The following is an 8,964-nucleotide window of genomic DNA, read 5'->3' as shown; positions in this document are numbered from 1 at the left end:
GCCGACGAGCTGCACGACCCGGCCGCCTGTCCGGTGCCGCCCGAGCGGCTGCGCTCCGGCCGCGGCATCGAGGTCGGGCACATCTTCTTCTTCGGCACCAAGTACTCGGCGGCGATGGGCGCCACCGTGCTGGGGCCGGACGGCAAGGAGACCCCGGTCGAGATGGGCTCCTACGGGATCGGCGTGTCGCGGCTGGTGGGTGCCTTGATCGAGGCGAACCATGACGAGAAGGGCATCGTCTGGCCGGAGAGCGTGGCACCCTTCCGCGTGGGCCTGATCAACCTACGTGCCGACGACGAGCTCTGCCGGGGTGTCGCCGACGACCTCTACGCGAAGCTGGAAGCCGCGAAGGTCGAGGTCCTCTATGACGACCGCGAGGAGCGTGCCGGCGCCAAGTTCGCCACCATGGACCTGATCGGCCTGCCCTGGCAGGTGACGGTCGGCCCGCGCGGGGCCAAGGCCGGCACGGTCGAGCTGAAATCGCGCCGGACCGGGGCGGTCGAGGAGTTATCGGTGGACGCCCTGCTCGCGCGATTTGCCGCCTGATGTTCTCCCCCGTCGAGCGGCTGATCGCCAGGCGCTACCTGCGCCCCACCAAAGGCGAGGGCTTCATCTCCCTGGTGGCGGGCTTCGCCTTTCTCGGCATCGCTCTGGGCGTCGGCACGCTGATCGTGGTGATGGCCGTGATGAACGGCTTCCGCTTTGAGCTCCTGTCGCGCGTCCTGGGCGTGAACGGCCATGCCACGGTGATCTCCCAGGGGCCGATCATCGATTACCAGCCGCTGGTCGACCGGCTGGCGGAGGCACCGGGCGTGGAGCTGGTGTTCCCCTATGTCGAGGGCCAGGTGATGGCGTCGGCGAACGGGGCCGCGTCGGGCGCTCTGGTGCGCGGCCTGCGCATCGAGGACCTGAAGCAGCGCCCGTTCATCGCCGACAACGTGCTAGCGGGCTCGCTCGACCGGCTGGAGGGTGAGAACGTCGCGGCGATCGGCGTGCGCATGGCCCAGCGCATGGGGCTGAGGGTCGGCTCGCCGCTGCAGCTGATCTCGCCCAAAGGGACGGCGACCGGCATCGGCATGATCCCGAAGGTCGTGACCTTCACGGTCGGCGCGGTCTTCGAGATCGGCATGTACGAGTACGACAACAGCTTCGTCTATCTGAGCCTGGCCGACGCCCAGCGCTATTTCCAGACCGGCGAGGGCGTCACCGCGATCGAGGTCGAGGTGCAGCATCCCGACCTGGTCGGGGACCTGCGGCCAGGGCTCGACCAGCTCCTGCCGCCCGGCACCCAGCTGCTCACCTGGCAGCAGGTGAACAGCCACTTCTTCAACGCGCTCCTGGTCGAGCGCAACGTGATGTTCCTGATCCTGACCCTGATTGTGCTGGTCGCGGCGTTCAACATCATCACCGGGCTCACCATGCTGGTGCGTTCCAAGACCCGCGACATCGCGGTGCTGCGCAGCATGGGCGCCACCAAGAGCAACATCCTCAGCATCTTTCTCCTGGCCGGCACCGCAATTGGCCTGGTCGGGACGGGCCTCGGTGCCGTGCTGGGTATCTCCTTTGCGGCCAATATCGACGCGATCCGCCTGTTCCTGGAGCGGATCACCGGTACCGAGCTGTTCGCCGCCGAGATCCGCTTTTTGTCGCAGATGCCGGCCCGGATCGAGACCGGCGACGTCGTGTCCGTGGTGCTGATGGGGCTGGTGCTCTCGCTGCTGGCGACGCTCTACCCCTCGTTCAGGGCAGCCGCGACCGACCCGGTGGAGGCGCTGCGCCATGAGTGAGGCGGTGCTGTCCCTGGAGCGGGTGACGCGGACCTATCGGCAAGGCAGCGAGCGGCTCCATGTGCTGAGCGGCGTGGACCTGGTGGTCAGGCGCGGCGAGATCGTGGCGCTGGTGGGGCCCTCGGGTGCCGGCAAGTCGACCCTCCTGCACCAGTCCGGCCTGCTGGAGCGGCCGGACGGCGGCGAGGTGCGGATCCTGGGCCGGCCGACCGCGAAGCTCGGCGATGTCGAGCGGACCCGGCTGCGCCGCGAGACGATCGGCTTCGTCTACCAGTTCCACCACCTGCTCGCCGACTTCACCGCCGAGGAGAACGTGGTGCTGCCGCAGATGCTGGCGCGCATCGCAAGGCGTGCGGCACGCGTGCGGGCGGCCGAGCTGCTGTCCCAGGTGGGCCTGAGCGAGCGGCAGGCACATCGACCAGGCAAGCTGTCCGGCGGTGAGCAGCAGCGGGTCGCGATCGCCAGGGCCCTGGCCAACCGGCCGGCCCTGCTGGTGGCCGACGAGCCCACCGGCAACCTGGACACCGCGACGGCCGAGACGGTGTTCGCGCTGCTCCTGGACGTGGTGCGCCGGACCGGCACCGCTGCGCTGATCGCCACCCACAATCCCGATCTTGCCCAGCGCATGGACCGGGTGGTGCGGCTGGAGCGGGGGCAGCTTCTGGCGGTGCCGCGGCCGGAACCGGCCCGCGCCATGGTCTCTTCGCCGGGCTGAGCGGAACGGCAGGCGGTCAGCGGGGTTGGCTTTGCGAGCACAGACCCTGGATGACCAAGATGCGCTTCCTCTCGACCCGCGCGCATGGCGCGCTCGACTATATCGTGGCGATCATCCTGATCGGCCTGCCCTACATGGCCGGCACCGCGGATCGCAGCTTCGGCCAGTGGATCCCGATCCTTCTCGGGATCAGCATCATCGTCTACAGCCTGCTGACCCGCTACGAGCTGGCGATCGTCCGGCTCATCCCGATGCCGGTGCACCTGATCCTGGACGCTGGCGGCGGCGTCCTGCTGATAGCGTCGCCCTGGCTGTTCGGATTTGCCGAGCGGAGCTGGGTGCCCTTCGTGCTGATCGGCCTGTTCGAGATAGCCACCGCGCTGATGACGCGGACGGACACGGCACCGCTGCATCGCGACGCGACGGCCGGGCGCCCCTGAAAGGGCGGGCATCGTGTCACCTGCAGGATGACACTGCCGGCGGTCGGCGCCGGAAGGTGCCGGCCTAACGCGCCGGCATCGGTCCGGTCGGGTTCTTCATGCCGATCGCTACCTTTGTGCATCTGCGTGTCCATTCCTGCTTCTCCCTGCGCGAGGACTCGATCAAGAGCAGCGAGCTGGCGAAGAAGGCGAGGGCGCTGGCCGACCGGCCGGCCCCTGCTGGCCACCGACGTGCCCACCGGCAGTCTGGACACCGCCACGGCCGAGACCGTGTTCGCGCTGCTCATGGACGTGGTGCACAGCACTGGCACCGCGGCGCTGATCCCCACCCACGATCCCAATCTCGCCCAGCGCAAGGACCGGGTGCCGCGGCTGGAGCGGGGTCAGCTCCCGGCGGTCGCCCGGCCGGCGCTGCAGCCGAGCAGCATGGACCTTCTGCCCTCTGGCTGAGCAGCACCTCTCCCGAGGCTCCGCCGCTTCCGGATAAAGTCCGCTCGCTGTGGCTGAAATGCGGGCCGGCGGTGCCCCTATCACTCGTACAGGGCACCGGTCCGCGGCGAGCGCCGGTCGCACGACGACAGGCGGGGAGGCGGGAATGACAGGCTGGCGTTCGTTGGCAGCAATGGGTGGTCTTGGCGTGCTGCTGCTGGCCTTGACCGGCCCGGCGGCACGCGCCGCAGCAGAGCCCTGGATGGTGCCGGACGACGTGGCCCTGGCCCTGCGCGATCCGGACCGGTTCGCCTGGCAACTGTTCGTCGCGATCAACTGGCCGGCCCTGGACGAGGAGAGTGCGCCGGACCCCGAAGCGGCACTGGGTGAGCCGCGTCCGGTGGTTTGGGAGACCTGGGCGCTGACCAAGGACGTCTACCTGCCTGATGGGCGGACCCCACCGCCCTGGCTGGATGCATCGAACCGGCTGGGCCCGGAGCGCGACCCGGACGAGCATCCGCTGCAGCAGACCCTGGTGCGTGACACCAGCCCGGTTCCGCCCGGCAGGACCGGCCACCAGAAGGACGAGGTGCGGATGAACCGCGCCGCCTTCGACTATATCCGCGACAATGATCTCTACTCGATCGACGGGCAGGAGCGGCGCTTCTATGCGGGCCTGCCGGTGCAGTTTCCACCCGAGGCCATCGAGATCAAGGCGGTCTGGCGGCCGATCGGCGAGGCAGACAAAGTCCGCTACCACTGGGCCACGCTCAGCGACGAAGCGGACGGTCAGGAGCGCCTCTACGGCCTGACCTCGCTGCATGTCATGTCCAAAGTCCTGCCGCGCTGGCTGTGGGCGACCTTCGAGCATGTCGACAACCCGTTCCGCCGCGGGATCCATGACGAAGGCTGGTTGATCCCGTCGCGCGACAGCGTGGCCTGCCCGCCTGAAGCGCTGGACTGCGGCCGGCTGCCGTCGGGCTTCGGGCTGGAGGGCACCGTCTGGGCGAACTACCGGCTGCGCGGCACCCAGATCGACTTTACCGATGATTACGGCCTTCCGGTGCAACTGGCCGACTCCGAGCTGGAAACCGGCTTCCAGCGAACCTCTTCGTGCATGACCTGCCATGTCCGATCGACGATCGGACCACGCGTCAATGCCGCCGCCTCGTTCGAGTTCGGCACAGGCTATCCGGACCACCCGCTGGGCCCGCCGGAAGCCACCCGCCTGCCGGTGTTCAAGCAGAACGAGGACGGCTCATTCGAGAGCTATCGGGGCGCGCCGCAGCCGGAATGGTTCCGGCTGCCCTCGACCGGGGTGGCGAGCTTCGACACCTACCTGCAACTGGATTATGTTTTCTCGATGATGCGCGCGAGCTACGCGTCACCAGCCGCGCCTTGAACTTTGCCCGCCGGACGGACAGGCTCGGGCCGCTCGTTCAACCAGAGGATCCCATGGCGCTTGCCTCCTTCGTGCACCTGCGCGTCCATTCCTGCTTCTCCCTGCTCGAGGCCTCGATCAAGAACGGCGAGCTGGCGAAGAAGGCGAAGGCGCTGGGCATGCCGGCGGTGGCGGTCACCGACAGCTGCAACCTGTTCGGCGTGATGGAGTTTTGCAAGGAGGCGACCAAGGCCGGCATCCAGCCGGTGGTGGGCGCGCTGCTGGCGCTGGTACCGGAAGGCGGTCCCGAGCCGCGGCGGCCGCAGACCGGGGCGCCGCCGCTCCAGGAAACCGAGCAACTGGTGTTCCTGGTGCAGAACGAGGCGGGCTATCTCAGCCTGTCCCGGCTGATGACCTGCGCCTACCTGGCCGGCAAGGATCAGGTGGCGGTCACCATGGACGAGCTGGCGGCCCATTCCGAAGGACTGCTCGTGTTTACCGGCGGTGCGTTCGGCCCGATCGGCCAGCGCCTCCTGCGCGGCGACGCCAAGGGTGCCCGCGCCATGCTGGAGCGGATGAAGGCGATCTGGCCGAACCGGCTCTATGTCGAGCTTCAGCGCCACGGCCTGCCCGAGGAGAACGCCACCGAAGGGGCGATGATCGACCTAGCCTACGCGCTCGATCTGCCGCTGGTCGCGACCAATGACTGCCATTTCCTGGAAGAGGACCATTACGAGGCGCATGACGCGCTGATCTGCATTGCGGATGGCCGGCTGCTGATCGAGGACGAGCGGCGCCGCTTTACCAAGGACCACCGGTTCAAGTCGGCCGAGGAGATGGTGGAGCTGTTCGCCGACCTGCCGGAGGCCGTGCAGAACACGCTGGTGATCGCCAGGCGCTGTGCCTACGAGGCGCCCAAGCGCAAGCCGATCCTGCCGACCTTCGCCGCCGACGAGGAGGCGGAGATGCGCAAGCAGGCCGCCGAGGGGCTGGAGCTGCGCCTGCGCCAGTCGGTCTGGACCGAAGCGATGGACGACGCTGCCCGCGAGGCCGCGGCTAGGCCGTACCGCGAGCGGCTGCAGTTCGAGTGCGACGTCATCGCCCAGATGAAGTTCCCGGGCTACTTCCTGATCGTGTCCGACTTCATCAAATGGGCCAAGGCCAACGGCATCCCGGTGGGGCCGGGGCGCGGCTCGGGGGCCGGCTCGGTGGTGGCCTGGTCGCTCTCGATCACCGACCTGGACCCGCTGCGCTTCGGTCTGCTGTTCGAGCGCTTCCTGAATCCCGAGCGCGTGTCGATGCCGGACTTCGACATCGACTTCTGCCAGGACCGGCGCGACGAGGTGATCCGCTATGTGCGCGACCGCTATGGCCATGACCGGGTCGCCTCGATCATCACCTTCGGGAAACTGCAGGCCAAGGCGGTGATCCGCGATGTCGGCCGGGTGCTGGGCCTGCCCTATGGCCTGGTCGACAAGATCTCCAAGCTGATCCCGAACAACCCGGCCAACCCGCCGACCCTGGAACAGGCGATGGCGATGGAGCCCAGGCTGATCGAGGCCCGGGACAGCGACCCGCAGGTCGAGCGGATGATCGAGATCGCCCGCAAGCTGGAGGGCCTGCCCCGGCACGCCTCGACCCATGCCGCGGGCGTGGTGATCGGCGACCGGCCCCTGGAAGAGCTGGTGCCGCTCTATCGCGACCCGCGCTCGGACATGCCGGTCACCCAGTTCAACATGAAGGACGTCGAAACCGCGGGCCTGGTCAAGTTCGACTTCCTGGGGCTCACCACGCTCACCATGCTGACCATGGGCGAGAAGCTGGTGCGCGAGCGCGGCACACCCCTGGACCTGGCCAAGCTCGCCCTGGAGGACCGGCGCTCCTACGAGCTCCTGGCCCGCGCCGAGACGGCGGGCGTGTTCCAGCTCGAAAGTGCCGGCATGCGCGACGCCTTGCGCAAGCTGAAGCCGGACGTGTTCGAGGACATCATCGCGATGGTCTCGCTCTACCGGCCGGGCCCGATGGACAACATCCCGCGCTACATCGCGGTCAAGCACAAGACCGAAGAGCCGGGCTACCTCCACCCGATGCTCGAGCCGATCCTGAGCGAGACCAACGGGGTGATCATCTACCAGGAGCAGGTGATGCAGATCGCCCGCGAGCTGGCAGGCTATTCCCTGGGCGGTGCCGACCTGCTGCGCCGGGCGATGGGCAAGAAGATCAAGGAGGAGATGGACGCGCAGGGCGCCATCTTCGTGAAGGGGGCGGCCGAGCGCGGCATCGACCAGGATCTCGCCCAGGTGATCTTCGACCAGGTGGCGAAGTTCGCCTCCTACGGCTTCAACAAGTCGCACGCCGCGGCCTATGCGCTGCTCGCCTATCACACCGCCTATCTGAAGGCGAACCACCCGCACGAGTTCTTCGCGTCCTGCATGACCATGGACATGGCCAATCAGGACAAGCTCTTGATGTTCCAGCAGGAGCTGCGCACCAGCGGCATCACCCTGCTGCCGCCGGACGTGAACGCCTCCCAGGTCCGGTTCTCGGTGGAGGAGACGGAGAGTGGGCCGGCGGTGCGCTACGCCCTGGCGGCGATCAAGGGCGTGGGCAGCGCTGCCATGGAGGCGCTGGTCGAGGAGCGGGAGCGGGGCGGGCCTTACACGTCGCCGTTCGACCTGGTCCACCGGCTGGGCACGAAGGTGATCAACCGCCGCCTGCTCGAGGCGCTGGCCAAGGCCGGCGCGTTCGACCAGCTCCTGCCCAACCGGCGCCGTATCTGCGAGGGGGCGGACTTCCTGCTGCGTGCCGCCCAGGCGGCCCAGGCCGAGGCCGAGAGCGGCCAGGACAGCCTGTTCGGCGGCACGACCGCGGCACCCAGCGCACCCAGCCTGCCCGAGGCCGAGGACTGGCCGGCCCTGGAGCGGCTGCAGGCGGAGATGGAGGCGATCGGCTTCTATCTCTCTGCCCATCCGCTGGACGGCTATGCCGCCGCGATGGCGCAGTACGGCATCACCCGCTCGGATAAGATCGTCGAGCGGCTGACCTCGGGCCAGCCGGGCCGGCTCAAGCTGGCAGGCGTCGTGCTGGGCAAGCAGGAGCGGGTGACCGAGCGCGCGCGCTTTGCCCATGTCGCGATGAGCGACCCGTCCGGCCAGTTCGAGGTGACCCTGTTCTCCGAGATCCTGGCCCGCACCCGCGAGCTTCTGGAAAGCAAGGTGCCGCTGGTGATCGAGGCGGACGGGCGGGTGGACGGCGACATGGTCCGGCTCACCGCGCACAAGGTCGAGGCCCTGGAGGAATTGCTGGTCCCGCATGTGCCCGACCTGACCATCCGGCTGGACTCGGTCGATGCGGCGCTGGCCATGCGCCCGCTGCTGACCCCCAGGACCGGCCGGCAGGGTCGCCTGCGCCTGGTGCTGGCCCATGAAGCGGGGGAGGTCGTGCTGGCCCTGCCGGACGGGCTGGGCCTGCCGCCGGCAAGGCGCCCGGACCTGGAGCGGATGGCCGGCGTGATCGAGGTGCGCGAGGTGGCGACGGTGCATTGAGGCGTGCGCCGTGCGACCTGCTGCCAAACTCAAGGGAGCGGGCGGCTGTGTGTGGCAGGAGCGGCATCCCTGTCGTCAGGCAGCAGGCGGGAAGCAATCAGGCATCGTCTGAGTTGAATTCATAGCTGACGCCCACCAGGACCCCGAAATTATCGTATTCCTCGTCGGGATAGTTGGACTGGTTGTCGGTATAGAAGAGGCGCAGCACCGCACTCCAGCGGGGCCGGAAGGGCACGATCGCCACGAAGTCGGCATCGAACTGCCGGTCGATCTCCGCCTTCTCGAAGTCTGAGTCCGGATCGGGATCGTCGTAGGGGCGGTAGATATAGCCCAGTTCGACCACGAGGCTTACCGGATCCAGGTCCTCGTCCAGCGGGTTCGACAGGGAATGCTCGAGGCCGATGCCGAAACCCAGTTCGTACTACTGCTCGAAGCTCTCGGCTGCTTGCTTGAAGTTGCCGATCAGACCGATGGTGAGGGTGGTATCCTCGGCAAGCTCGTAATCGGCATCCAGGGACAAGGCGTGGAACCATCCGGTCTGGTCGCTGCCGGTCGGCTCGTCCTCGGTGTCCTCATACTCCTCGTAGATGGAACTGAAGGAGGCGCTGAGATTGAGCTTCGGCGTCAGTAACAGGTTGCCTTCGAGCCCGGCGCCCGCCGAGCGCGA

Annotated in this window: 9 protein-coding genes; 7 read left to right on the top strand and 2 right to left on the bottom strand. The window is 68.1% G+C overall.

What is annotated here, in order from left to right:
- The 7 genes from EQG76_RS10355 to dnaE form a co-directional block, all read left to right on the top strand.
- Positions 1–546, top strand: a 546-nt coding sequence (locus EQG76_RS10355) for a His/Gly/Thr/Pro-type tRNA ligase C-terminal domain-containing protein (RefSeq protein ID WP_235031300.1), incomplete at its 5' end; no start/stop codon positions are given.
- Complete coding sequence (locus tag EQG76_RS10350; protein WP_159713093.1) at positions 543–1,787, top strand: lipoprotein-releasing ABC transporter permease subunit; 1,245 nt, start codon at positions 543–545, stop codon at positions 1,785–1,787. The genes EQG76_RS10355 and EQG76_RS10350, both read left to right, overlap by 4 nt.
- A complete protein-coding gene (locus tag EQG76_RS10345; protein WP_159713089.1) occupies positions 1,780–2,502 on the top strand; it encodes an ABC transporter ATP-binding protein in 723 nt (240 codons plus the stop codon). Before EQG76_RS10350 ends, EQG76_RS10345 begins: the two co-directional genes overlap by 8 nt.
- 50 nt (positions 2,503–2,552) lie before the next feature.
- Entirely contained in the window at positions 2,553–2,942 is a 390-nt protein-coding gene (locus EQG76_RS10340) for an SPW repeat domain-containing protein (protein WP_200840717.1), read from the top strand.
- A 231-nt stretch (positions 2,943–3,173) separates the two neighbouring features.
- The gene (locus EQG76_RS10335; protein ID WP_159713087.1) at positions 3,174–3,392 is read left to right on the top strand and encodes a P-loop NTPase family protein; all 219 of its coding nucleotides are present in this window, start codon (positions 3,174–3,176) and stop codon (positions 3,390–3,392) included.
- Positions 3,393–3,537: 145 nt separating this feature from the next.
- Complete coding sequence (locus EQG76_RS10330) at positions 3,538–4,773, top strand: hypothetical protein (RefSeq protein ID WP_159713085.1); 1,236 nt, start codon at positions 3,538–3,540, stop codon at positions 4,771–4,773.
- A 53-nt stretch (positions 4,774–4,826) separates the two neighbouring features.
- A complete protein-coding gene (gene dnaE / locus EQG76_RS10325; RefSeq protein WP_159713083.1) occupies positions 4,827–8,297 on the top strand; it encodes a DNA polymerase III subunit alpha in 3,471 nt (1,156 codons plus the stop codon).
- A gap of 97 nt (positions 8,298–8,394) precedes the next feature.
- Here dnaE and EQG76_RS10320 read toward each other — a convergent pair whose 3' ends face one another.
- Entirely contained in the window at positions 8,395–8,640 is a 246-nt protein-coding gene (locus EQG76_RS10320; RefSeq protein ID WP_159713081.1) for a hypothetical protein, read from the bottom strand.
- A 78-nt stretch (positions 8,641–8,718) separates the two neighbouring features.
- The coding region (locus EQG76_RS10315; RefSeq protein WP_159713079.1) for a hypothetical protein at positions 8,719–8,964 on the bottom strand (246 nt) is incomplete at its 5' end.

It is taken from the genome of Geminicoccus flavidas (assembly GCF_009806515.1).
Lineage (GTDB): Bacteria > Pseudomonadota > Alphaproteobacteria > Geminicoccales > Geminicoccaceae > Geminicoccus > Geminicoccus flavidus.
The sequence above is the reverse complement of the archived record's forward strand: the minus strand, read 5'-3'. Positions and strand labels throughout refer to the sequence as shown.